At 74.2% G+C, this 22,694-nt stretch carries 27 protein-coding genes and 1 pseudogene; 4 read left to right on the plus strand and 24 right to left on the minus strand.

Features of this window, described 5'->3' with window-relative positions; all coding sequences use genetic code 11:
- Positions 1-947, minus strand: a 947-nt coding sequence (locus VF468_02375) for an ATP-binding cassette domain-containing protein (GenBank protein HEX5877158.1), incomplete at its 3' end; no start/stop codon positions are given.
- An 88-nt stretch (positions 948-1,035) separates the two neighbouring features.
- On the opposite strand from VF468_02375, the gene VF468_02380 reads away from it, so the two are divergent.
- Both VF468_02380 and VF468_02385 read left to right on the plus strand, forming a co-directional pair.
- Positions 1,036-1,800, plus strand: coding sequence for a TetR/AcrR family transcriptional regulator (locus VF468_02380; GenBank protein HEX5877159.1), 765 nt, complete (start codon positions 1,036-1,038; stop codon positions 1,798-1,800).
- Positions 1,793-2,968 (plus strand): M20 family metallopeptidase, encoded by a 1,176-nt coding sequence (locus VF468_02385; protein HEX5877160.1) that lies wholly within the window; start codon positions 1,793-1,795, stop codon positions 2,966-2,968. Before VF468_02380 ends, VF468_02385 begins: the two co-directional genes overlap by 8 nt.
- A 49-nt stretch (positions 2,969-3,017) precedes the next feature.
- On the opposite strand, the gene tsaE is transcribed toward VF468_02385, so the two are convergent.
- The 14 genes from tsaE to VF468_02455 all read right to left on the minus strand — a co-directional run bounded on the left by tsaE (position 3,018) and on the right by VF468_02455 (position 16,267).
- Entirely contained in the window at positions 3,018-3,506 is a 489-nt protein-coding gene (tsaE, locus tag VF468_02390; GenBank protein HEX5877161.1) for a tRNA (adenosine(37)-N6)-threonylcarbamoyltransferase complex ATPase subunit type 1 TsaE, read from the minus strand.
- A gap of 2 nt (positions 3,507-3,508) precedes the next feature.
- Positions 3,509-5,197, minus strand: coding sequence for a uracil-DNA glycosylase family protein (locus tag VF468_02395; protein ID HEX5877162.1), 1,689 nt, complete (start codon positions 5,195-5,197; stop codon positions 3,509-3,511).
- 1 nt (position 5,198) lies between these two features.
- Positions 5,199-5,417 (minus strand): zinc ribbon domain-containing protein, encoded by a 219-nt coding sequence (locus VF468_02400; GenBank protein HEX5877163.1) that lies wholly within the window; start codon positions 5,415-5,417, stop codon positions 5,199-5,201.
- Position 5,418: 1 nt separating this feature from the next.
- Positions 5,419-6,396 carry a P1 family peptidase gene (locus VF468_02405; protein HEX5877164.1) on the minus strand — a complete coding sequence of 326 codons (978 nt, stop codon included), beginning with the start codon at positions 6,394-6,396 and terminating at the stop codon, positions 5,419-5,421.
- 6 nt (positions 6,397-6,402) lie between these two features.
- The gene (locus tag VF468_02410; protein HEX5877165.1) at positions 6,403-7,596 is read right to left on the minus strand and encodes an alpha/beta hydrolase; all 1,194 of its coding nucleotides are present in this window, start codon (positions 7,594-7,596) and stop codon (positions 6,403-6,405) included.
- Positions 7,596-8,780 (minus strand): alanine racemase, encoded by a 1,185-nt coding sequence (alr, locus tag VF468_02415; GenBank protein ID HEX5877166.1) that lies wholly within the window; start codon positions 8,778-8,780, stop codon positions 7,596-7,598. Before alr ends, VF468_02410 begins: the two co-directional genes overlap by 1 nt.
- Entirely contained in the window at positions 8,777-10,300 is a 1,524-nt protein-coding gene (locus tag VF468_02420; protein ID HEX5877167.1) for an NAD(P)H-hydrate dehydratase, read from the minus strand. Before VF468_02420 ends, alr begins: the two co-directional genes overlap by 4 nt.
- Positions 10,301-10,325: 25 nt before the next feature.
- Entirely contained in the window at positions 10,326-10,799 is a 474-nt protein-coding gene (gene acpS / locus VF468_02425) for a holo-ACP synthase (GenBank protein ID HEX5877168.1), read from the minus strand.
- Complete coding sequence (locus tag VF468_02430) at positions 10,796-11,128, minus strand: hypothetical protein (protein HEX5877169.1); 333 nt, start codon at positions 11,126-11,128, stop codon at positions 10,796-10,798. The genes acpS and VF468_02430 overlap by 4 nt, the downstream gene beginning before the upstream one ends.
- A 3-nt stretch (positions 11,129-11,131) precedes the next feature.
- On the minus strand, positions 11,132-12,967 hold the full coding sequence (gene glmS / locus VF468_02435; GenBank protein HEX5877170.1) for a glutamine--fructose-6-phosphate transaminase (isomerizing): 1,836 nt from the start codon (positions 12,965-12,967) through the stop codon (positions 11,132-11,134).
- Positions 12,968-13,035: 68 nt separating this feature from the next.
- The gene (gene glmM / locus VF468_02440) at positions 13,036-14,388 is read right to left on the minus strand and encodes a phosphoglucosamine mutase (GenBank protein ID HEX5877171.1); all 1,353 of its coding nucleotides are present in this window, start codon (positions 14,386-14,388) and stop codon (positions 13,036-13,038) included.
- A 25-nt stretch (positions 14,389-14,413) separates the two neighbouring features.
- Entirely contained in the window at positions 14,414-14,812 is a 399-nt protein-coding gene (rpsI, locus tag VF468_02445) for a 30S ribosomal protein S9 (GenBank protein HEX5877172.1), read from the minus strand.
- Positions 14,813-14,824: 12 nt separating this feature from the next.
- A complete protein-coding gene (gene rplM / locus VF468_02450; protein HEX5877173.1) occupies positions 14,825-15,292 on the minus strand; it encodes a 50S ribosomal protein L13 in 468 nt (155 codons plus the stop codon).
- 123 nt (positions 15,293-15,415) lie between these two features.
- Positions 15,416-16,267, minus strand: a complete 852-nt coding sequence (locus VF468_02455; protein HEX5877174.1) for a diacylglycerol kinase family protein — start codon at positions 16,265-16,267, stop codon at positions 15,416-15,418.
- Positions 16,268-16,362: 95 nt separating this feature from the next.
- Here VF468_02455 and VF468_02460 point away from each other — a divergent pair, with 95 nt between their 5' ends.
- Positions 16,363-16,878, plus strand: coding sequence for a methyltransferase domain-containing protein (locus VF468_02460; GenBank protein HEX5877175.1), 516 nt, complete (start codon positions 16,363-16,365; stop codon positions 16,876-16,878).
- The gene (locus VF468_02465) at positions 16,875-17,654 is read left to right on the plus strand and encodes an SDR family oxidoreductase (GenBank protein HEX5877176.1); all 780 of its coding nucleotides are present in this window, start codon (positions 16,875-16,877) and stop codon (positions 17,652-17,654) included. Before VF468_02460 ends, VF468_02465 begins: the two co-directional genes overlap by 4 nt.
- Here the strand turns inward: VF468_02465 and truA are convergent.
- From truA to VF468_02510, 9 genes and pseudogenes are all read right to left on the minus strand, one after another.
- A complete protein-coding gene (truA, locus tag VF468_02470) occupies positions 17,639-18,370 on the minus strand; it encodes a tRNA pseudouridine(38-40) synthase TruA (GenBank protein ID HEX5877177.1) in 732 nt (243 codons plus the stop codon). The genes VF468_02465 and truA overlap by 16 nt on opposite strands.
- Before the next feature lie 15 nt (positions 18,371-18,385).
- Positions 18,386-19,213: a 50S ribosomal protein L17 gene (gene rplQ / locus VF468_02475; GenBank protein ID HEX5877178.1), complete on the minus strand. Its 828-nt coding sequence runs from the start codon at positions 19,211-19,213 to the stop codon at positions 18,386-18,388.
- A 62-nt stretch (positions 19,214-19,275) separates the two neighbouring features.
- Positions 19,276-20,202: pseudogene (locus VF468_02480) on the minus strand (DNA-directed RNA polymerase subunit alpha).
- A 74-nt stretch (positions 20,203-20,276) separates the two neighbouring features.
- On the minus strand, positions 20,277-20,903 hold the full coding sequence (gene rpsD / locus VF468_02485; GenBank protein HEX5877179.1) for a 30S ribosomal protein S4: 627 nt from the start codon (positions 20,901-20,903) through the stop codon (positions 20,277-20,279).
- A 15-nt stretch (positions 20,904-20,918) separates the two neighbouring features.
- Positions 20,919-21,317 (minus strand): 30S ribosomal protein S11, encoded by a 399-nt coding sequence (gene rpsK / locus VF468_02490; GenBank protein HEX5877180.1) that lies wholly within the window; start codon positions 21,315-21,317, stop codon positions 20,919-20,921.
- A gap of 21 nt (positions 21,318-21,338) precedes the next feature.
- On the minus strand, positions 21,339-21,719 hold the full coding sequence (gene rpsM / locus VF468_02495; protein HEX5877181.1) for a 30S ribosomal protein S13: 381 nt from the start codon (positions 21,717-21,719) through the stop codon (positions 21,339-21,341).
- A gap of 28 nt (positions 21,720-21,747) precedes the next feature.
- Positions 21,748-21,861 carry a 50S ribosomal protein L36 gene (gene rpmJ, locus VF468_02500; protein ID HEX5877182.1) on the minus strand — a complete coding sequence of 38 codons (114 nt, stop codon included), beginning with the start codon at positions 21,859-21,861 and terminating at the stop codon, positions 21,748-21,750.
- Between the two features lie 8 nt (positions 21,862-21,869).
- Entirely contained in the window at positions 21,870-22,091 is a 222-nt protein-coding gene (gene infA / locus VF468_02505) for a translation initiation factor IF-1 (GenBank protein ID HEX5877183.1), read from the minus strand.
- Positions 22,092-22,237: 146 nt separating this feature from the next.
- The coding region (locus tag VF468_02510; protein HEX5877184.1) for a TetR/AcrR family transcriptional regulator at positions 22,238-22,694 on the minus strand (457 nt) is incomplete at its 5' end.

Raw genomic sequence — 22,694 nt, forward strand, 5'->3', positions numbered from 1 at the left:
TGGTCGGGCTGCCCGGCCGGGTGGCCGGTCAGGGCCAGGAACACGTCGTCGAGGGTGGCGCCGTGGACGGCGAACCGGTCGACCACCCGGCGGGTCGGGTCGACCTCGTCGAGCAGGGCCCGGACCTGGGCGGCGCTGCCGTCGGTGGCGACCCCGATGGTCAGGCGGGCCGGGTCGCGCCGGGCGGCCCGGTCGTCCAGGCGCCGGGCGACCTCCTCGAAGGCGGCCGCGTCGGCCAGCACCAGGTCGAGGCGGTGGCCGGCGACCTGCTCCTTGAGCTGGGCCGAGGTCCCCTCGGCGACCACCCGGCCGCCGTCGAGGACGGCGATGCGGTCGGCCAGCCGGTCGGCCTCCTCCAGGTACTGGGTGGTCAGGAACACGCTCACCCCCGACCCGGCGAGCTCGCCCACGACCTGCCACACCGCCTGGCGGCTGCGCGGGTCCAGGCCGGTGGTCGGCTCGTCCAGGAACAGCACCGCCGGGTCGCCGACCAGGCCGGCGGCCAGGTCGAGGCGGCGGCGCATGCCGCCCGAGTAGGTCTTGACGGTGCGGCCGGCGGCGTCGGTGAGGTCGAACCGCTCCAGCAGCTCGGCCGCCCGGCGCCGGGCCCGGGCGCGGGACAGGCCGGCCAGGCGGCCCATCATGCGCAGGTTCTCCTCGCCCGTCTGGAGGTCGTCAACGGCCGCGAACTGGCCGGTGAGGCTGATGCGGCGGCGCACCTGGCGGCGGTCGGCGGCGACGTCGAAGCCGGCCACCCGGACCTGGCCGGCGTCGGCCCGGACCAGGGTGGCCAGGATCCGCACGGCCGTGGTCTTGCCGGCCCCGTTGGGGCCGAGCAGGGCGAACACGCCGCCCCGGGCCACGCCCAGGTCGACGCCGTCCAGGACCCGCACCCGGCCGTAGGACTTCTCGAGGCCGATCGCCTCGACGGCCAGCTCGTCGCGCATCTCCCGCTCCTTCTGTGTATGGCGTACACTTTACTGTGTAAGGTATACACAGTCGTAGGATGGGTGTCAACCCACCGAAGCGGAGACCATGGACGACCAGACCGGCGGCGGCCTGCCGGCCAGCATCGCGGCCGCCTGGGGGCTGCGCGAGCGGCCCCACAAGGGCCCGCGACCCGCCCTCAGCCTGGAGCGGATCGTGGCCGCGGCCGTGCTCGTCGCGGCCGCCGACGGCCTCCAGGCGGTGTCGATGGGCCGGGTGGCCAGCGAGCTCGGCGTCTCCACCATGTCGCTGTACCGCTACGTCGGGGCCAAGGACGAGCTGCTGGCCCTGATGGCCGACCTGACCTTCGAGGGGCCGCCGGCCCGGCGGGGGCCGGAGGAGAGCTGGCGCGACGGGCTGGCCCGCTGGGCCAGGACGGAGCTCGGGGTGTACCGCCGCAACCCGTGGGTGCTGCGCATCCCGATCAGCGGCCCCCCGGTCACCCCCAACGCCATGGCCTGGCTGGAGCGTGGGCTGGACTGCCTGGCGGACACCGGCCTCCAGGAGGGTGAGAAGCTCTCGGCGATGCTGCTGCTCACCGGCTTCGTCAGGGGGCAGGCGGCGCTCCAGGCCGACATCGCCGCCGCCCAGGCGGCCGGGGCGGCCGCGCCCGACCCGGAGATGATGGGCGCCTACGGGCGCCTGCTGGCCAGGCTGCTCGACCCGGAGCGGTTCCCGGCCCTGCACGCGGTGATCGCGGCCGGGGTGTTCGACGAGCCGGACGACGGCGACTACGACTTCAACTTCGGTCTGGAGCGGGTGCTGGACGGGATCGAGACCCTGATCGACAAGAGGAGGAGCGGACGTGGCTGACGCCGTCGCCGACGTGAAACGGGCGGCCCGGGAGCGGGTCGAGCAGGCCAGGGACGAGCTGGTGGCCCTCAGCCACCGCATCCACGCCAACCCCGAGCTCGGGTTCGAGGAGGAGCAGGCCTGCGCCTGGCTGTGCGAGCTGCTGGACGGGGCCGGTCTCGAGGTCGAGCGGGGGGTTGGCGACCTGCCGACGGCGTTCGCGGCCCGGGCCGGGTCGGGGCCGCTGCACGTGGTCGTGTGCGCCGAGTACGACGCCCTCCCGGCCGTCGGCCACGCCTGCGGGCACAACGTGATCGCGGCCATGGCCGCCGGGGCCGGCCTGGCCCTGGCCCGGGTGGCCGACGACGCCGGCCTGCGCGTGACCGTGCTCGGGACCCCGGCCGAGGAGGGCGGCGGCGGCAAGATCCTGCTGCTCCAGCGGGGCGCCTTCGACGGGGCGCACGCGGCCATGATGGTCCACCCCTCGCCGTACGAGCAGCCCGAGATGCCGATCATCGCCGTCAGCCACCTCGAGATCGCCTACACCGGCAAGGAGGCCCACGCCTCGGCCTACCCGTTCGAGGGCGTCAACGCCGCCGACGCGCTGGTCGTAGCCCAGACGGCGATCGGCCTGCTCCGCCAGCACCTGCGCCCCGGCGACCGGGTGCACGGGATCGTCACCAAGGGCGGCGACGCCGCCAACGTGATCCCGGCCCACACCGAGGGCGCCTGGATGGTCCGGGCCGCCACCCTGGAGCAGCTGGAGGAGGTCCAGGGCAAGGTGGCCCGCTGCTTCGAGGCCGGCGCCCTGGCCACCGGGGCGACCCTGGAGCTGACCTCGGACCACGACCCCTACGCGGAGATGCACCACGACCATGAGCTGTCGGCCCTGTACCAGCGCAACGCCGAGGCCCTGGGCCGCAGCTTCGCCGGCAGGTCCGACCGGGGCGCCGGGTCGACCGACATGGGCAACGTCTCCCTGGCCCTGCCCTCGATCCACCCCACCATCGGCATCGACGCCCTGCCCGCGGTCAACCACCAGCCCGAGTTCACCGCCAAGTGCGCCGCCCCGGCCGCCGACAAGGCCGTGGTCGACGGCGCGGTCGCGATGGCCTGGACGGCGATCGACGCCGCCACCGACGGGGCCCTGCGCGACCGCCTGCTGGCCGGCCCACCCGGGCGGGCCTGACCCACGCCCGCCGGGCTACCGGCCGATGCGGCGGCGCCGACCGGCGGGCTCAGGCATGGCGCGGGAACGGGGCCAGGGCGGCGTCCAGGCGGCCGGCCCTGGCCGCCCAGCGGTCGCCGTGGGGGCGGACCTCGATCTCGCGCCGGTCGTCGTCGCGGATGTGGAGGACCAGCTCCAGCCAGCTCTCGGGGAGGGCGGCGGCGACCCGGTCGGCCCACTCGACGAACACCACCGCGTCGGCCGAGAGGACGTCCTCCAGGCCCAGGTCCTCCAGCTCCAGGGGGCCGCTGAGGCGGTAGGCGTCGACGTGGTGGATGGGCGGGTCGCCGTCGTACTCGCGGACCAGCATGAAGGTCGGGGACAGCACCGGCCCGTCGACCCCGAGGGCGTCGGCCGCCCCCTGGACCAGCCGGGTCTTGCCGGCCCCGAGGTCGCCGGCGAGCCCGACCACGTCGCCGGGGTCGAGCAGCCCGGCCACGGCCGCCCCGATCGCCTTGGTGGTCGCCTCGTCGTCCGACCGCAGCCGCAGGTCGCCCATGCTCAGAACAGCCCCAGCTGCTCGGACGGCCGGTCCTCGTCCCCCGGGGCCGGCGCGGCCAGCAGCTCGGCCAGGACCCGGAAGTCGCCCTCCATCGCCTCCAGCGGGCCCGGCCCGCCCGTGCCCCGCCCCTGGGCGTGCAGCGCCGCCGCCGGGTGGAAGGTCGGCAGCAGCACCCGCCCCTGGAACGGGTAGGTCCGCCCCCGCAGCCTGCTGATCCCGGTGGTCGTCTCCAGCAGCGTCCTGGCCGCGAAGTTCCCCAGGGTGACCACCACCTTGGGGTCGACCAGCCGGATCTGCGCGTCCAGCCAGGGCCGGCAGGCGGCGATCTCGTCGGGCAGGGGGTCGCGGTTCCTGGGGGGCCGGCAGTTGTGCACGACCCCTCCGGTGGTCACGAAGTTGTGCGTCTCCTCCACGTCGATGCAGAAGAAGGTGACATCGGACCGGTAGCGGTCGGTGATGTCCCTGACGTCGGCCTCGTCGAAGAGCACCTCGGCGTCCCCTGGAACCGTTCGGGTCGGATCGAAGGGAACGCGTGGCTCCACCTCAGGATCGACCTTGTATCGCATGGACGGCGGCACATACGGCGCAATGAGCTCTGACAGAATCGCCGTTGCTGCGACGCCAAAGACGAGCTTCTGACGCTTCCCGGTGACTCTGGCCTCGAGCCCCAGACGAGCCAGGGCCGAAACGAGGACCCGATGGTCCTCCTCTGAGAAGCCGTAGGTGGCGATTTCGGCAAGCGGTCGCCTTCCCGGCCGGATCCGCAGGTGCCCGTCGTCCATGAACCAGATCGCCAGCATCAGCGGAGTGAGCCGCTCGGCCATCCATGGAGGAACCCGCTTCCTCGGCCGATAGAACTCGCTCCGGAGCAGCCCCAGAGCTCTGTGCGCGAGCGTGCGGACGTGGACGACCGGGTACGCCGCCGGCCCACCGGCCACCGCCGACACGTTGAGCTGCTTCACTCGTGGCGAAAGCTCGGCCAGCAGCTCGGCCTTGTACCGCGCATATGCTTCCTGCCGGGTTGAATGACCAAACGACAGCGTGGCCTCTGCCGCGGTGAGGTGACCGTCGCCGAGGAGCGTCCCGTAGACGATCTCGCGAGCGATGCGGCTCATCCCCTGGCCAGTCGCGATCCGGGCTCCTGCTGGGAGTTGCTCGACCGCGATGAACCCGCGATCGGTCATGACCTCGTGATCCCCGGTCAGCTGGATGCTGACCTGTCCAGCGCCCGCATGCTTGGCCGAGCGATAGGTGAGGCGGAAGACTCGCCGGCCGGCGAGCGGAGAGGCGTGCCAGCCCGTGACTAGTCGGCGGACAAGGCGCCCTTCGGCATCGACCGACATGACGGTGCCGTCGTAGCGCGATCGAACCAGGCGCCCGATCCGTTCCCACGAGCCGTCACCAAGCTGTACACGTGCGTTGTAGCGAAGACATCGCACGACGTTGGTGACGTAGACGTCCTGGCGGCGGAGGCCGATGCCCCCCAGGAGGCGGTTGAGGAGCTGGCCGGAGGGGCCGACGAAGGGGACGCCCTGGCGGTCCTCGTGGAAGCCGGGGGCCTCGCCGACGAACATCAGGTCGGCGTTGGGGTCGCCCTGGCCGAACACGACCTGGGTGCGGCCCTCGTGGAGGCGGCAGCGGGTGCAGCCGGCGGCCTCGGCGGCGACCGCCTCCAGCTCGGTCGGCACCTCAGCAGTTCCCGCAGGCCCCGCCGCAGCAGCCACCGCCGCCGCCGGCGACGGGCATGGCCGCGCCGTCACTCCCCCGGACCGGGGCGGCGACCAGGCTCAGCAGCCGGCGGGCCTGGGTCCCGCAGTCCGGGCAGGTCTCGTCGTCGGCCCGCCCGGCCGGGACCAGGGCCTCGAACTGGTGCCCGCAGTCCGCGCAGCGGTACTCGTAGAGCGGCACGCTACTCCCCTCCTGCTCCGCTCGATGCGTCGGAGGCGGCCGGGATGCCGGCGACCGGGCCGGCGGCCCGGACCCCGGCCCGGATGGCGGCGGCCAGGGCCTCCTCGGCCAAGAAGGCTACCAGGTCCATGGCCGCCGGCACCCTGGGCACGGCCACCGCGAACACGGTGTCGCCGTCGAAGCTGGTGTGGACGGGCGCGATCGCCCGGGCCATGCCGTCGTGGGCCTGCACGGCGACCCGGTGGACCTCGCCCTTGGTCAGGATGGCGTTGGTCGCGACCAGGGCCAGGGTGGTGCTGCCGCCGGGCGGGACCGGCTCGGGCCGGACCTCCCCGTCGGCCGTCGGCGAGGCCAGCCGCTCGCGCAGGGCGGTCCTGGCCCCGCCGGGCACCCGGGCCCCGGCGAGCACGGTCCCGTCCTCGTCGAGCACGTCGCCGCCGGCGTTGACGGCGGCCAGGGCGCCGACCGTGACCGGCCCGGCCTCGAGCACCGACCAGCCGAGCCCGCCCTTGGTCATGTGCTCGGGCCCGGCCGTCTTGCCGACGGTGGCGCCCATGCCGGCGCCGACGTTGCCGAGCGGCCCGTCGGCGGTCGAGGCGGCCAGGCAGGCGGCCTCGCCCTCGGCCGGGCCGGGCCGGGCGTCCCAGTCCCCGACCATCAGGTCGAACAGCACGGCCGCGGGCACGATCGGGATGGGCCGGCCGAAGCGGCCGTAGCCGAGCCCGCGCCGCTCGCACCAGTCGACCACCCCCTGGGCGGCGTGCAGCCCGAACGCGCTCCCGCCCGTGAGCAGCACCGCCGACACGCCCTCGACGTGGGCCTGGGGCTGGAGCAGGTCGGTCTCGCGGGTCCCGGGCCCGCCACCGCGGACGCTGGCCGCGGCCACGTTCCCCGGCGGCGGCACCACCACCGTGCAGCCGGTCAGCCCGACCGGGTCGGTCCAGTGGCCGACGGCCAGGTCCTCGATGCCGAGTGCCACGGCCGCCTAGGACCCCGGGACCCGGCGGACTTCTGTGCGCCGGCGCTTCCGGGCGGCCGCCTTGGCCGGGACCAGCACCTCGTCGGCGAAGGCGGCGATCTCGGCGTCGAGCACCTCGTGCTCCTCCAGGAAGGCGCAGTGGCCGGCGTCCTCCAGGATCAGCAGGCGCGACCCGGGGATCTTCTCGGCCATGTACCGGGCCGCCGCCGGCGGGGTGAGGCGGTCCTTGTCCCCCACCACGACCAGGGCGGGCACGCCGACCGCCTCCAGCGACTCCGACAGGTCGAAGTCGACCAGGCTGGGGAAGACCTTGGCCCAGACCTCGACGTCGGTGCCGGCCAGGGTCCGGTCGATGAAGGCGACCTGGCTGGGCGAGGGGTTCGAGCCGAAGCCGAACAGGCGCGTGCCCAGGTAGCCGAGGTCGCTGCCGCGCCGGCGGAGCTGCTGGGCCCGGACCGGGTCCTGGCCCATGAAGCGGAAGGCGCCGGTGATCAGGGTCCGCTGGGCCCACGCCGACCCCCAGGCGCTGACCGCGGCGGTCATGCCCCGGACGGTGTCGACGTAGGTGGAGCCGACCAGGACCAGCCCGGCGACCCGGCCGCCCAGCTCCTGGGGGAACTGCTCGGCGAGCTGGAGGGCGGCGATGCCGCCCATCGAGTGGGCGACCACCACCACCCGCTCCTCCCCGGTCCAGTCGAGCACCGCCTTGAGGTCGCCGGCCAGGGCCTGGAGCGAGTAGTCCTCCTTGCCGGGCCGGCCCGAGCGGCCGTGGCCGCGCTGGTCATAGAAGACGCAGCGGAACCGGTCGGGCAGGTCGCGGCGCTGGTAGTGCCAGGCGTCCTGGGTGAGCGAGAAGCCGTGGGCGAACACCAGGCAGGGGCCCTGGCCCAGCTCCTCGACGTGGATCCGGGTGCCGTCGTGGCTGGCCACCTTGGCCGAGGTCCCCCGGATCCCCCCGAACCGCTCCCCGGCCTCGGGGTCCTCGCGCCGCCGGTCCCGCCCCACCAGCGTCCGCTCCAGGGTCACCCCCGCCCCCACCCCGAGCAGCAGCCCCCCGGCCAGCAGCCCGATCCCCCGCACGGTCAGCGGCGTCGCCTGCCCGTTCTTCCGCCCCCCGGACCGCTTGCCAACGACCGGGTTCCGCCCCCGCCCGGCCCGTTGGAGGGCGGCCCGCGCGGGTCGTTGCCGGCTGGCCGCCATCAGCCGACCGCCTGCCTGACCGGGCGGCCGGGGGCGGGACGGCCGGCGCGGTGGTGGACACGGGGGAGGCGGGGTGAGAGGCCGCAGGTGATCTCGTAGTCGATCGTGCCCAGGGCGGCCGCCCACTCGCCGGCGCCCGGCTCGCCCTTGGCCGGGTCGCCGAGCAGGGTCGCCACCTGGCCGACCTCCACGTCCACCTCGCCAACGTCCACCATCACCTGGTCCATGGTCACGGTACCGACCTGCGGCAGGTCATGCCCGCCGAGGACGACCCGTATCCGGCCCGACAGCCCCCGGCGCAGGCCGTCGGCGTACCCGACCGGGAGGGTGGCGATGCGGGTCCGGCGGGGCGCCCGCCAGCGGTGCCCGTAGGAGACCCGCTCCCCGGCCTCGACCGTGCGCAGGGCCGACACGGCCGCCCGCAGGGCCAGGGCGGGCCGCAGGCGGGCCCGGACCTGGTCGGCCAGCTCCTCGCTCGGGGCCAGCCCGTAGACCTCGATCCCGGCCCTGACCAGGTCGAAACGGGCGTCGGTGCGCACGGTGGCCCCGGCGCTGTTGGCCAGGTGACGCCAGCGCGGCTCCAGCCCGGCCGCCGCCGCCGCGGCCAGGGCGTCCCGGAACCGGGCCAGCTGGGCGTCGGTGGTGGCCGTCTTGGCCGCCTCGTCGGCGACCGCGAAGTGGCTCCAGAGCCCCTCGACCTCCAGCCCCGGCTCGGCCAGGGCCGCCGCGACCAGCGCCGGCAGCTCGGCCGGGTCGCAGCCCTGGCGGTGCATGCCGGTGTCGACCTTGAGGTGGGCGGCCACCGGCCGCCCGGCCCGGCGCCCGGCCATCCCGAACGCCCGGACCCCGGCCTGGGTGCAGACGGTCACGGCGATCCGGTCGGCCGCGCAGGCGTCGGCCGCCGCCGGGTGGGGCTCGGACAGCACCAGCAGCGGGGCCGAGATCCCGGCCCGGCGCAGCTCCAGCGCCTCCTCGACCAGCGCCACCCCCAGCCAGGCCGCCCCGGCCCGGACCGCCGCCCGCGCCACCGGCACCGCCCCGTGCCCGTAGGCGTCGGCCTTGACCACGGCCAGCAGCCGCGCCGGGGCGATCTCGGCGGCCAGCGTGCGCACGTTCCCGGCGATCGCCTCCAGGTCGACCTCGACCCAGGCCGGCCGCAGCCCCGGCCACGGCGTCCGGGTCATCGACGCCCCTCGCCCTCGCCGAGCAGCTCCTGGAACGCCCCCGGGAGGTGCTCGGCCACGTCGCCGGCGGCGACCGAGACCGGCCCGAGGTCGGCGACGGCCAGGGCGGCGGCGCGGCCGTGGACCCAGGCCCCGAGCCGGGCGGCGTCGAACGGGTCGAGCCCCTGGGCGAGCAGCGACCCGGTCAGCCCGGTGAGCACGTCCCCGGTCCCGCCGGTGGCCAGCGACGGGACCCCGGTCGGGTTGACGGCCAGCCGCCCGTCGGGGCCGGCGACCACCGTGTTGTCGCCCTTGAGCAGCACGGTCGCCTTCCACGCCCCGGCCCGGCCGGTGGCCTGGTCGAGCCGCGTGCCCTCGGCGTCGGGGGCGAGGCGGGCGAACTCGCCGGCGTGCGGGGTGACCAGGGTCGGCCCCCGCCGCCCGGCCAGCGGCCCGCCGGTGCCGAGGGCGAACAGGGCGTCGGCGTCGACCACGGCCGGGCCGTCGTAGGCGGCCAGCATCCCCCTGACCACCTTCTGGGTGCCGTCGGCCCGGCCCAGCCCGGGCCCGATCCCGATCGCGGTCGCCTCCCCCAGCCAGCGCCGGCAGGCGTCGTCGGCGTTGCGGGCCAGCCCGCCGCCCGACTCGGGCAGGGCGACCGTGAGGGCCTCGGGCACGGCCGCCCCGACCCGGTCGGCCACCGAGGCGGGGGCGGCGATGACCAGCAGCCCGGTCCCGGCGCGCCGGGCGGCCAGGCCCATCAGGGTCGGCGCCCCGCCCATGCCCGGGCTGCCCCCGACCAGCAGCAGGACCCCGCGCGAGCGCTTGTGCAGCTCGGCCCGGGGCACGGGCACGAGCCCGGCCAGGTCGGCGGCCTCGCTCACCCCCCAGCGCCCCGGGGCCAGCGGCAGGCCGATGTCGGCCACCTCCAGCCGCCCGGTGTGCCCGCTGCCCGGCTCCAGGACGTGGCCGGGCTTGACCGCCTGGAAGGTGACGGTGACGGCGGCCGTGACCGCCTCGCCGGCGACCTCGCCGGTGGCCCCGTCCACCCCCGAGGGGATGTCGACGGCGACCACCGGGGCGCCGGCGGCGTTGGCGCAGCCGATGGCCTCGGCCACCGCGCCCCTGGGGGCGCCGCTCGACCCCGTCCCGAGCAGCCCGTCCAGTACCAGGTCGGCCCCGGCCAGCAGCCGGTCGGCCAGCTCGGGGGTGAACGCCCGGACCCGCCCGCCGGCCGCCCGGACCAGGGCCACGCAGCGCCGCCCCTGCTCGTCGAGGCCGTCCGGGTCGCCGGTGACCAGCGCCTCCGCCCCGGCCCCGCGCCGGGCCAGCCGGGCCAGGGCCTCGAGGGCGTCGCCGCCGTTGTGGCCCTTGCCGCCCAGGGCGACCACCCGCCGCCCGGACAGGTGGCCCAGCTCGCCGGCGGCCGCTGTGGCCACGGCCGCCCCGGCCCGGCCCATCAGCGTCTCGACCGGGGTCCCGCCCTCCTGGGCGGCCGCGTCCGCCGCCTGCACCGCCGCCACGGTCGCGAGCGGCCTCATGCCCCTGCCCCCCGCTCCCGGGACCTCACGACCCCGCGGCCCCACCGCTGGCCCCGCCGCGCTGGCGGTCGAGCCGGCGGCGGACCCACGGCGGCGGGCCGGGCGGGCGGCGCGGGTAGTCGTCGGGGCCCTCGATGAGCACGCTGGCGAAGGCGGTGTCCTTGGTGTCGGACAGGGTGAGGTGCCAGCGCAGCGCGCCCAGCAGGTGGGCCCAGTCGGCCAGCTCGCCGGTGAGCTTGATCGAGGGGGCGCCCGAGGGCAGGTTGGTGACCTCGATCTCGGTGTAGGCGAACCCCGAGAACCCGACCCCAAGGGCCTTGGAGGTGGCCTCCTTGGCCGCCCACCGCTTGGCCAGGTAGGCGACCTCGCCGACGCCCCGGCGGGCGGCGGCCTCGAGCTCGGCCTTGGTGAAGACGCGCTCGCGGAAGCGGGGGTGGCGCTCAAGGGCACGGCGGATGCGGGCGACCTCGATGGCGTCGAAGCCGATCCCGACGATCATCGAACCCCGAACTTGGCCCTGGTCGCCGGCCGGGTCAGCAGGAAGATGATCAGGGCGTCGATCAGCAGCCCGAGCAGGTTGCCGACGGACAGGTCCCGGAGGGCGGCCAGGACGACGACCACCATGGCCAGGTACCAGCCCCACTGGCGGCCCTGGAGCAGCCCAACGCCGGCCGCGATCAGCCCGGCGACCAGCAGGAGCAGGAAGAGCGGAGGGCTGCCGCCGTTGATCATGAACGACAGCACCGGGAAGCCGAGGAACGCGGCGTCGATGAACAGGAAGATGGCGACGATGCTGACCGACTGGTCGGGATCGACGTCGAAGGCCATCGTCTACTCCACCGTCACGCTCTTGGCCAGGTTGCGGGGCTTGTCGATCGGGCACCCGCGGGCAACGGCCACATGGTAGGAGAGCAGCTGCAGCGGGAGCAGGCAGACCAGCGGGGCCAGCAGCTGGGCGGTGGGCGGCACCCGCAGCACGTGGGTGGCGTGGGCGGCCACCTCACGGTCGCCGTCGGTGGCGATGGCGATGATGGCCGCGCCCCTGGCCGCCACCTCCTGGATGTTGGTCAGCATCTTGGCGTACACGTGGCTGGAGGGGTGGACGACCACCACCGGGGTCCCGTCCTCGATCAGCGCGATCGGCCCGTGCTTGAGCTCGGCCGCCGGATACCCCTCGGCGTGGAGGTAGGAGATCTCCTTGAGCTTCAGGGCCCCCTCCAGCGCCATCGGGTAGCCGACGTGCCGGCCCAGGAACAGCCAGTCGCGGGCGTCCTTGTACGCCTCGGCCACCTTGCGGACCTGGTCGCCGCGCTCCAGGCAGAGCCCGACCTTGGCCGGGAGCTGCTGCAGCTCGCGCACCACCGCGGCCACCTCGTCGACGAACATGGTCCCCCGCACCTGGGCCAGGTACAGCGCGACCAGGTACATGGCGGCCAGCTGGGTGGCGAAGGTCTTGGTCGCGGCCACGCACACCTCGGGCCCGGCCCTGGTGTAGAGGACCGCGTCCGACTCCCTGGGGATCGACGCCCCCACGGTGTTGCAGACGGTCAGCACCCGGGCCCGCTGCCGGCGCGCGTACCGCACCGCCCCCAGCGTGTCGGCCGTCTCCCCCGACTGGGAGATGGCGATGACCAGCGTGTTCCGGTCCAGGACGGGGTCGCGGTAGCGGAACTCGCTGGCGATCTCGATCTCCACCGGCAGCCGGGTCCAGTGCTCGATGGCGTACTTGGCCACCAGCCCCGAGTGGAACGCGGTCCCGCAGGCGACCACGAACACCTTGTCGACCTCGCGCAGCTCGTCCTCACTCATCCGCAGCTCGTCGAGGACGAGGTGCCCGTCGGCGTCGGTCCGCCCCTCAAGGGTCTGCTTGATGGCCAGCGGCTGCTCGTGGATCTCCTTGAGCATGAAGTGCTCGTAGCCGCCCTTCTCGGCGGCCGACAGGTCCCAGTCGACGTGGTGCTCGTACGGCTCCACGTCGTTCCCGTCCAGGTCGGTCACGGCGAGCCGTTCGGGGGTCACGACCACGACCTGGTCGTCCTCCAGGATCACCCCGTCCTTGGTCCGGTCCAGGAACGCGGCGAAGTCGCTGGCCACGAAGTTCTCGGCCGCGGCCCGCCCGGCCACCAGGGGGAGGTCCCGCTTGGCCCCGACCACGACCCCGGGGTCGCCCTGGTGCAGCACGGCCAGCGCGAACGACCCCTCCAGGCGCCGGATCGCCGACCGCACCGCGTCCGGGAAGGGCTGCCCCTCGGCCAGCTCCGCCTCCACCAGGTGGGCGACGCACTCGGTGTCGGTCTGGGAGGCGAACCGGTGCCCCTCGCGCTCCAGCTGCGCCCGCAGGGTGAAGAAGTTCTCGATGATCCCGTTGTGGATCACCGCCACCTTGCCGGTGCAGTCCAGGTGGGGATGGGCGTTGCGGTCGGTCGGCTGCCCGTGGGTCGCCCACCTGGTGTGCCCGATCCCGGTCACCCCGCCCAGCGCGGTGTCGGACCCAAGGGCCTGCTCGAGCACCTCGAGCTTGCCGGCCTTGCGGACGACCTGGACCTCGCCGCCGTCCAGCACCGCCACCCCGGCCGAGTCGTACCCCCGGTACTCGAGCCGCCGCAGGCCCGCGAGCAGGATCGGGAGGGCCTGCTGGTTGCCGGCGTAGCCGACGATGCCACACATGCTGTCAGGCTCCCTTCAATGCGACGGCCGCCGGAGGGGACAAGAGCCAATCCTAGCAGCCGGGCAACCTACCCCAGCTCGCTCGCGACCAGGGCGGCCAGGCGGTCGGCGGTGCCCCGTGCCTCCTCCTCGGTCTCGGCCTCGACCATGACCCTCACCAGGGCCTCGGTCCCCGACGGGCGGACCAGCACGCGGCCCGTGCCCTGCAGGCGGGTCTCCTCGCCCTCGACCGCCCGCCAGACGACCTCGGCGCCTTCCAGGGCGGTGCGGTCGGCGACCCGGACGTTGACCAGCACCTGGGGCAGGCGGCGCATCACCGTGGCCAGCTCCGACAGCGGGCGGCCGGAGCGGGCGACCACGCTCAGCAGGCGCAGGCCGGTGAGGAGGCCGTCGCCGGTGGTGGCGCGGTCGAGGAAGATCAGGTGGCCGGACTGCTCGCCGCCGAGGGTGTGGCCGCCGGCCAGCATGGCCTCGAGGACGTAGCGGTCGCCGACGGCGGTCTGCTCGACGGCGATGCCGTGGTGGTCCATGGCCTGGCGGAAGCCGAGGTTGGTCATCACGGTGGTGACCACGGTGTTGGTGGGGAGGTCGCCGCGGGCGCGGGCGTCGAGGGCGGTGATGGCGAGGATGACGTCGCCGTCGACCAGGGCGCCGCGCTCGTCGACGGCCAGCAGGCGGTCGGCGTCGCCGTCATGGGCCAGGCCGACGGCGGCCCCGCAGCGGGTCAGCACGGCCTGGACGTGCTCGGGGTGGGTGGAGCCGACGCCGGCGTTGATGTTGTGGCCGTCGGGGTCGGCGGCGACGGCGGTGACCTTGGCCCCGGCGCGGCGGTAGGCCTCGGGGGCGATGTCGGCGGCGGCGCCGTTGGCGCAGTCGACCACCACCTCGAGGCCGTCGAGGTCGGGGATGCCCTCCAGCAGGTGGGCCAGGTAGGCCTCGACGCCGTCGTTGGCGGTGGGGCGCATGCGGCCGACGTCGGCGCCGACGGGCCGGGGCGCGCCGTGGCCGGGGGTGCCGAGGGCGGCCTCGATCCGCTCCTCGACGGCGTCGGGGAGCTTGAAGCCCTCGGGGCCGAAGAACTTGATGCCGTTGTCGGGCATGGCGTTGTGGGAGGCGGAGATGACCGCCCCGGCGGCGGCGCCATAGTGGCGGGTCAGGAAGGCGACAGCCGGGGTCGGCATCACGCCGGCGGCGAGGACGTCACCGCCGGCGCTGAGGATGCCGGCGACCAGGGCGCTCTCCAGCAGGGTGCCCGAGGCCCGCGGGTCGCGGCCGACGACCACGGCGGGCCGGCCTTGGGCGTGGGGGCGCTCGGCGCGGAGCACCCCGACGGCGGCCCGGCCGAGGGCAAGGGCGAGCTCGGGGGTGAGGTCGGCGTTGGCCAGACCACGTACCCCGTCGGTCCCGAACAGCGTTCCCACCGGCAGACTCCGTCCGGCGGACCCGTCAGCGCTTGCTGTACTGGGGCGCCTTGCGGGCCTTCTTGAGGCCGTACTTCTTGCGTTCGACCTCGCGGGCGTCGCGGGTGAGGAAGCCACGCTTCTTCAGCTCGGGCCGCAGCTCGATGTCGAGGTCGACCAGGGCCCGGGAGATGGCGTGGCGCAGGGCGCCGGCCTGGCCGGAGACCCCGCCGCCGTCGAGGTTGGCGAGCACGTCGTAGCGCTCGAGGGTGTTGGTGACCCGCAGGGGCTCGGTGACGAGCCGGCGGTGGGCCGGGTTGGGGAAGTAGTCTTCGAGGGGGCGGCCGTTGAGCTTGAAGTTGCCCGTCCCCTCGATCAGCCGCACCCGGACCACGGCCTCCTTGCGGCGGCCGGTGCCCCTGGCCAGCTGTGCTGGAGCAGCCAACGAACTGTCCTCCTATCCTTCCTGCCTGACGGTGGCGGCCACGTCCAGCGGCACCGGCATCTGCGCGGCGTGCGGGTGGGTCGGGCCGTCGTAGACCTTGAGCTTGGAGAGCATCTGCCGCCCGAGCCGGTTGCGGGGCAGCATCCCGCGGACGGCCTTCTCGACCGCGCGGGAGGGCCGCTGGGCGAGCAGCACGGCGTACGGCGTCTCCTTGAGGCCGCCCGGGTAGCCGGAGTGGCGGTAGGCGACCTTCTGCTCGCGCTTGCGCCCGGTCAGCCGCACCTTGGCCGCGTTGATGACGATCACGTGGTCGCCGGTGTCGACGTGGGGGGCGAAGATCGGCTTGTGCTTGCCGCGCAGGACGCGGGCGACCTGGGCGGCCAGCCGCCCGAGGACCTGGCCGTCGGCGTCGACGACGTACCAGTCGCGGGTCACGTCCCGCGCGCGGGGCGAGAACGTTCGGCTTGCTGGCGAAGGCATGCGGGCAACTCCGTTACGATTCGGAAGTGTGGCGCCGGGCATGTCGTGCCTGCCGCAGCGTCGAGTGAACCGACTGTCAAGGCTAGCGGTGACCAGGCCGTTTGGTCAACTTCGCCGCGGCCCTCACGCGGGGGCCAGGACCTTCCAGGCCGACGGCATCACCGCCACCGACCCGGGGGTCGGGGCGGGCTCGCCGTCGAGGCGGCAGGGCATGTCGGTGACGACCGTGGCCGACGGGCCGCGGAGGCGGGGCAGGTCCCCGGGGAGGCGGTTGTCCCTGGCCAGGTGACGGGCCAGCCTGGCCTTGGAGACCGCGGCCGGGACGACCAGCACGTCGAGCAGGCCGTCGCCGACGTCGGCGTCGGGGATCAGCCAGCGGCCCCCGCCGAACGACCCGCCGTTGCCGACGACCACGGCCAGGGCCTCGCCCTCGACCACCTTCCCGTCGACCTCGACCCTGGCCGGCCAGGTCGGCGGGTTGATCCCGGCGCGGACGCCGCCGACCACGTAGGCGGCGGGGCCGAGGACCTTCTTGAGCGCCCGGGGCAGGGTGTCGGTGGCGGCGGCGGCGAAGCCGGCGTTGACGCCGTTGGCGGCCCGGCGCGGGCCGCAGTCGAGCAGGTCCAGGGTCCGGGGGCGGGCGTCGGCCAGCTCGCCGGCCGCGGCCACCGGGTCGGGCGGCATGCCGAGGGCCCGGGCCAGGTCGTTGCCGGTCCCGGCGGGCAGCAGGGCGACCAGCGGGCCGTCGCCGCCGAGCGGGAGCCCGTTGGCGACCTCGTGGACGGTGCCGTCGCCGCCGAACACGACCAGGACGTCGACCTCGGCGGCCAGCTCGGCGGCCAGGGTCTCGGCGTCCCCGCGGTCGCCGGCCGGGTACACCGGCACCCGGCCGAACCGGGGACGCAGCAGCCGGAGGGCCTCGGGGAGGCGCTCCCAGGCGGACGACCCGACGTGGGCCACGCAGGCGCATGGCATCTCCCTGGCACCCTACATGGGGCGGGGTGAGGTTAGCGTTGACCGGGGTGGTGGCAGCCACGCGGCAAGCCAAGGGCCGTCGGGAGGAGGGCTCGGTGCGGGTCGAGATCGGCGCTGGGGAGAAGCCGGACCCCGGCTACGAGGTGCACACCGACGTGCTGCCCCTCCCCGGCATCCAGGTGCTGTGCCGGCTGGACCGGCTGCCGTTCGCCGACGGGAGCGTCAGCGCCCTGCGGGCCAACCACGTGCTCGAGCACCAGAGCTTCCAGCTGGTCGAGCCGACCCTGCGCGAGTGGGCCAGGGTGCTGGCGCCGGGGGCGCGGGTCGACATCGGGGTGCCCGACGCCCGCTACATCGTCACCCAGTGGGTGGAGGGGGGGTACTCGACCCTGGAGGCGAACTACTGGCTGCTGGGCGGGCACATGGACCGCGAGGCCCACAAGGGGACCGACGAGCGGGGCGTGCCCCGCTGGATCTGGAACGCCCACCACGCCATGTTCGACGACGCCTGGCTGGGCCAGGTGCTGGCCGCCAACGGGTTCACCGACATCGACATCTCCTGCTACGACGTCCGCAACCTGCGCTGCTACTGCCGCCGGGGGCCGCGATGACCGGGGCCGGGCCGGCGGCGGGTGTCCAGGGCATGGTGGCGCTGGTCACGGGCGGCTCGCGCGGGATCGGCCGTGCCGTGGCCGAGGAGTTCGCGGCCCAGGGGGCGACGGTCGTCGTCCAGTTCCGCGCCGACGGCCGGGCGGCCGACGACACCCTGGCCCGGCTCGGGGCCGGCGGGCACCGGGCGGCCCAGGCCGACCTGGCCGACCCCGGGCAGGCGCGGTCGCTCGTCGCGCGGGTCGTGGACGAGCTCGGCCGGGTCGACGTGCTGGTGAACAACGCCGGGATCTACGAGGCGCAGCCCATCTTAGGAACCAGCGCCGAGGAGTGGCAGCGGAGCTGGCGGCGGACCATCGACACCAACCTGCTCGGCCCGGCCAACCTCATCCACGCCGTGGCCCCGCACATGGTGGCCGCGGGCGGGGGGCGGATCGTCAACGTCTCCTCGCGGGGGGCGTTCCGGGGCGAGCCCAGCCATCCCGCCTACGGGGCCAGCAAGGCGGGCCTGAACAGCCTGGGGCAGTCCATGGCCCGGGCGCTCGGCCCGCACGGGATCGTCGTGACCACGGTCGCGCCCGGGTACGTGGAGACCGACATGGCCGCCCCGTACCTGGACGGCCCCGGCGGCGACGCCATCCGCGCCGAGAGCCCCCTCAACCGGGTGGCGACCCCCCAGGAGATCGCCAGGGTGGTGGTCTTCCTGGCCACCCCGGGGACCGAGTCCCTCACCGGCGCCGTGGTCGACGTCAACGGCGCCTCCTACCTGCGGACATAGCTCACCGCCTCCAGCACGAGGCCGTGCGGCGGGGCGATGTTGCCGGCGCGGGAACGGTCGCCGTCGCTCAGGATCGTGACCGTGCTGGCGGGGTCGCGGCGGCCGTCGCCGACGAGCAGGAGGTGGCCGACGATCCCGCGGACCATCTGCCAGCAGAACGCGTCCGCGACCAGCCGGACCTCGACCAGGCCGCGGAGCCGGCGGATCCCGATGGAGCGCAGCCGCCGGGTGGTCGTGGCCCCCGAACGGCTGCGGCAGAAGGCGGCGAAGTCGTGCTCGCCCACCAGGGGCCGGGCCCCCTGGCGCATGCGGGGCAGGTCGAGCGGCCGGGGCCAGGCCAGCACGAAGCCGCGCAGCAGCGGATCGGGGTCGCCGGAGTCGTCGACGCGGTACACGTAGGTACGGCGCCGGGCCGACAGCCGGGCGTCGAACCCCGGCGGCGCCCAGCCGGCCTCGCGCACGGTGATGACCGGCCCCAGCCCGCCGTTCAGGGCCCGCCGGACCCGGTCAGGGTCGAGCCGCGACGGCACGTCGGCGTGGACGACCTGCCCCCGGGCGTGCACTCCGGCGTCGGTGCGTCCCGCCCCGACGGTCGCCACCGGCTGCCTGGCCAGCCGGGCCAGCGCGGCCTCCAGCTCACCCTGGACGGTGCGGCGGTCCCGCTGCCGGGCGAACCCGGAGAACGGCGCCCCGTCGTACGCCACCACCAGCCGCATCCGCCGCACTTCTGGCTACTTGCGGTCCTGGTCCTCGTCCCCGGCGGTCTCGGCGGCGTCGTCGTCGGCCTGGGTGGACGCGGCCTCCTCCTCGTCGACCCCGGACTCGGTGACGCCGGGCTCGACGGCCGTGTCGGCCTCGCCGGTCGGGGCCTCGTCGGCCTCGGCCACGGCCTCGTCCTCGACCTCGTCGGTCTCGGGCTCCCCGTCCTCGTCGCCGGCGGCGGTGGCGCCGGCTTCGATCTCGGCGTCGGTGGGAACGGCCGGCCGCTCCTCGTCGAGCTCCTCGAGCTCGTCGGCGTCCTCGTCGAGGTCCTCGCCGGCCAGGGCGGCCTCGGGCTCGACCGGGGCGGGGCCGCGGCGGCGCAGGGCGGCGCGGCGCTCGGCCCGGTTGGCGCCCTCGGGGGCGGCCTCGGGGCGGGCGCGGCGGCGGCCGAAGCGGCGGCGGCGGCCGCCCTCCTCGGTGTCGCCGGGCCGCTCCCCGTCGCCCTGCTCGACCAGCTCGATCAGGACCATGGGGGCGCCGTCGCCCGGCCGGGGGCCGAGCTTGAGGATGCGGGTGTAGCCGCCCTGGCGGTCGGCGAACCGGGGGGCGATCTCGGCGAACAGGGTGTGCACGACCGCCTTGTCGCGGACCACGGTGAGGACCTGCCGGCGGCTGGCCACGTCACCGCGCTTGGCGAAGGTGATCAGCCGCTCCGCCTGGGGGCGCAGGCGCTTGGCCTTGGCCTCGGTGGTGCGGATCCGGCCCTCGGAGAACAGGGCCCGGGCCAGGTTGGCGATCAGCAGCTTCTCGTGGGCCGGTCCCCCGCCCAGGCGAGGCCCCTTGGTCGGGGTCGGCATCAGAACTCCTTTTCTCAGCCGGGGGCTATCGCTTCGCTACCTGAGCCCCCGGACCCCTATTCCTCCCTGAGCGAAAGGCCGAGCTCCTGGAGCTTCTCGCGGACCTCGTCGATCGACTTGGCGCCGAAGTTGCGGATGTCGAGCAGGTCGGCCTCGGACTTGGTGACCAGCTCGCCGACCGTGGTGATGCCCTCGCGCTTCAGGCAGTTGTAGGAGCGGACCGACAGGTCGAGCTCCTCGATCGGCGTGTCGAGGTTGGCGCCGAGCGGGCCGGTCTGCTCGGCCGGGCCGAGCGACAGGCCCTCGCCGCCGCCGGTCAGGTCGGCGAACAGGCTGACCAGCTCGCGCAGGGTCCCGCCGGCCGAGGCGAGCGCGTCCTCGGGGGACAGCGACCCGTCGGTCTCGACGTCGAGGATGAGCCGGTCGTAGTTGGTCATCTCGCCCGACCGGGTGGCCTCGACGGTGTAGCTGACCCGGCGCACCGGCGAGAAGATCGAGTCCACCGGGATGCGGCCGATCTCGTCGGAGGCCGACTTGTTGCGCTCGGCCGGCCGGTAGCCGCGGCCCTTCTCGACCCGCAGCTCCATCTCCAGCTTGGCCTTGGCGTTCAGGGTGGCCAGGTGCAGCTCGGGGTTGATGACATCGATGTCGGCCGGGGGCACGATGTCGGCCGCGGTCACGTCACCGGGGCCGGTGGAGCGCAGGAACATGGTCGCCGGCTCGCTGGTCTCCGAGCGCAGGCGCAGCTCCTTGACGTTGAGGATGACGTCGGTGACGTCCTCCTTCACGCCCTGGATGGACGAGAACTCGTGCAGGACGCCGTCGATCTTGATCGACGTGACCGCGGCGCCCGGGATGGACGACAGCAGGGTGCGGCGCAGCGAGTTGCCGAGCGTGTAGCCGAAGCCGGGCTCCAGCGGCTCGATGATGAAGCGCGAGCGGGTGTCCGACAGCGGGTTGGACTCGATGCGTGGACGCGAGATCTCCATAACTACGGTGTTCACCTCCGGCTCCCCGGCCCGCCATATGACTCGGGGACGCCCTCGTGGTCGCTACCTGTTGACTACTTGGAGTAGAGCTCGACGATGAGCTGCTCCTGGATGGGCACCTCGACCTGCTCCCGGGACGGGATGCTGGTCACGGTCAGCTTGGCCTCGCCGGCGTTCAGGTCCAGCCAGCCCGGCTGGGGCCGCCCGGTCTGGAGCTGGATCGACTCGTGGACGTTCAGGTTCTGGCGCATGCGCTCCTTCACCTGGACGACGTCGCCCGGCTTGACCTGGTAGGAAGGGATGTTCACCTTCCTGCCGTTGACGGTCACGTGCGAGTGCCGCACCAGCTGGCGCGCCTGGTCCCGGCTGCGGGCCAGGCCGCCCCGGTAGACCACGTTGTCCAGCCGCGTCTCCAGCAGCTGCAGCAGCGTCTCGCCGGTGATGCCCTTCCGGCGGGCCGCCTCGACGTAGTAGTTGTGGAACTGCTTCTCGAGCACGCCGTAGATCCGGCGGGCCTTCTGCTTCTCCCGGAGCTGCAGGTTGTACTCGCTCTCCTTGAGCCGGCCGCGGCCGTGCTCGCCGGGCGGGTAGGGTCGCTTCTCCACCGGGCACTTGGGGCTCTCGCACTTGGAGCCCTTGAGGAAGAGCTTGGTCTTCTCGCGCCGGCAGAGCTTGCAGTCAGGGCCTGTGTATCTCGCCAATTTCTGCTCGCTCTCTCAGACGCGGCGCCGCTTGGGCGGGCGGCAGCCGTTGTGGGGGACGGGGGTGACGTCCTGGATGCCCTGGATCTCCAGGCCGGTGGCCTGCAGGGAGCGGATGGCCGTCTCCCGGCCGGAACCGGGTCCCTTGACGAACACGTCGACCTTGCGGACGCCGTGCTCCTGGGCCCGGCGGGCGGCCTGCTCGGCCGCCAGCTGGGCCGCGAACGGGGTCGACTTGCGCGAGCCCTTGAAGCCGACATTGCCCGACGTCGCCCACGCGATCGTGTTGCCCTGGGGGTCGGTGATGGTCACGATCGTGTTGTTGAAGCTGGACTTGATGTGGGCATGGGCGTGCGCGATGTTCTTCTTCTCGCGCCGCCGGGGCTTCTTGGCTCCGCCCTTCTTCGGTGGCAAGTCTTCTGTCCCTCCCGGTCGCTACTTCTTGGTGGCCTTCTTCTTGCCGGCCACGGTCTTCTTGGGGCCCTTGCGGGTGCGGGCGTTGGTGTGGGTGCGCTGGCCGCGGACGGGCAGGCCCCGGCGGTGCCGGATGCCCTGGTAGCAGCCGATCTCGATCTTGCGCTTGATGTCCTGCTGGACCTCGCGCCGCAGGTCGCCCTCGACCTTGTAGTGGGAGTCGATCCACTCCCGGAGGCGGACGACCTCCTCCTCGGACAGGTCGCGGACGCGGGTGTTGGGGTTCACCCGGGTCCCCTTGACCGTCTCGATGGCGCGGGTCCGGCCAAGGCCGAAGATGTAGGTGAGGCCGATCTCCACCCGCTTGTCGCGGGGGAGGTCGACGCCGGCGATGCGTGCCATGTGTGCTCGGTACCTCCAGCCCCTGCGATCAGCCCTGCCGCTGCTTGTGGCGGGGGTTGCTGCAGATGACCATCACCACGCCGTGGCGGCGGATGGTCTTGCACTTCTCGCAGATCTTCTTGACCGACGGCTTGACCTTCATGTCACTTCCTACTTGTACCGGTAGGTGATCCGGCCTCGGTTGAGGTCGTAGGGGGACAGCTCGACGACCACCCGGTCGCCGGGGAGGATGCGGATGTAGTGCATGCGCATCTTCCCGGAGATGTGCGCCAGGACGCGGTGGCCGTTGGCCAACTCCACCCGGAACATGGCGTTCGGGAGGGGTTCGACGACGGTCCCCTCGACCTCGATGGCGCCGTCCTTCTTCGGCAAGCTCTTCCCTTCACCTCGTCAGGCTTCACGGCACGGCAAGCACCGTGCCTGGTTGCTCGTTGGAACATGGGGAGCGCCAGGGCCGCGCCCACAGCGCAAAGGCCAGGCGGTGCCGGGCCGGATGCACAAGATACCAAGAAGGGACGCTATCCAGCAACAACGGGGGTGCCGGGGCCCTCCTCGAGGGCCCGGATGACGAGCCCGATCCGGCGCAGGGCCGAGCGGACCGGCATGACCTGGCGGTCGAAGCCCAGCAGCAGCGCCGCCTCGGAACCGAGGAAGGCGCTGAAGACGAGGGTGGCGACCTCCTCGGGGGTGAACGGGCCGAGCGGGCCGTGCTTCTGCTCGGCCTCGCGGGCGACCTCGGCGAGCAGGAGGTACCAGCCCTTCAACAGCTCACGGACGGCGTCGCCGACCTCCTGATTCGACCAGCCGGCGGCGATCATCTCCTGCAGCACCCGGACGTAGCCCGAGTCGAGGTCGTCCTCCAGGAAGTCGCAGGCCTGCTCGTAGCGCCGCCACAGCGAGATGTCCTCGGCGTACATGCGCGTTTGGCGGTCGAGCCGGCGCTTGTTCTCCTCCTCGAACAGGGACAGCACCAGC

The sequence above is a fragment of the Actinomycetota bacterium genome (genome assembly GCA_036280995.1).
In the GTDB taxonomy this organism is placed as follows: domain Bacteria; phylum Actinomycetota; class CALGFH01; order CALGFH01; family CALGFH01; genus CALGFH01.

What these genes read in the sequence shown, in the direction of transcription:
- VF468_02380 (HEX5877159.1), top strand. Translation starts at nt 1,036, where the DNA reads ATGGACGACCAGACCGGCGGCGGCCTGCCGGCCAGCATCGCGGCCGCC.
- tsaE (HEX5877161.1), bottom strand. Translation starts at nt 3,506, where the DNA reads ATGGGCGACCTGCGGCTGCGGTCGGACGACGAGGCGACCACCAAGGCG.
- VF468_02410 (HEX5877165.1), bottom strand. Translation starts at nt 7,596, where the DNA reads ATGGCGGCCAGCCGGCAACGACCCGCGCGGGCCGCCCTCCAACGGGCC.
- alr (HEX5877166.1), bottom strand. Translation starts at nt 8,780, where the DNA reads ATGACCCGGACGCCGTGGCCGGGGCTGCGGCCGGCCTGGGTCGAGGTC.
- VF468_02420 (HEX5877167.1), bottom strand. Translation starts at nt 10,300, where the DNA reads ATGAGGCCGCTCGCGACCGTGGCGGCGGTGCAGGCGGCGGACGCGGCC.
- acpS (HEX5877168.1), bottom strand. Translation starts at nt 10,799, where the DNA reads ATGATCGTCGGGATCGGCTTCGACGCCATCGAGGTCGCCCGCATCCGC.
- VF468_02430 (HEX5877169.1), bottom strand. Translation starts at nt 11,128, where the DNA reads ATGGCCTTCGACGTCGATCCCGACCAGTCGGTCAGCATCGTCGCCATC.
- glmS (HEX5877170.1), bottom strand. Translation starts at nt 12,967, where the DNA reads ATGTGTGGCATCGTCGGCTACGCCGGCAACCAGCAGGCCCTCCCGATC.
- rplM (HEX5877173.1), bottom strand. Translation starts at nt 15,292, where the DNA reads ATGCCTTCGCCAGCAAGCCGAACGTTCTCGCCCCGCGCGCGGGACGTG.
- VF468_02455 (HEX5877174.1), bottom strand. Translation starts at nt 16,267, where the DNA reads ATGCCATGCGCCTGCGTGGCCCACGTCGGGTCGTCCGCCTGGGAGCGC.
- VF468_02465 (HEX5877176.1), top strand. Translation starts at nt 16,875, where the DNA reads ATGACCGGGGCCGGGCCGGCGGCGGGTGTCCAGGGCATGGTGGCGCTG.
- truA (HEX5877177.1), bottom strand. Translation starts at nt 18,370, where the DNA reads ATGCGGCTGGTGGTGGCGTACGACGGGGCGCCGTTCTCCGGGTTCGCC.
- rplQ (HEX5877178.1), bottom strand. Translation starts at nt 19,213, where the DNA reads ATGCCGACCCCGACCAAGGGGCCTCGCCTGGGCGGGGGACCGGCCCAC.
- rpsM (HEX5877181.1), bottom strand. Translation starts at nt 21,719, where the DNA reads ATGGCACGCATCGCCGGCGTCGACCTCCCCCGCGACAAGCGGGTGGAG.
- rpmJ (HEX5877182.1), bottom strand. Translation starts at nt 21,861, where the DNA reads ATGAAGGTCAAGCCGTCGGTCAAGAAGATCTGCGAGAAGTGCAAGACC.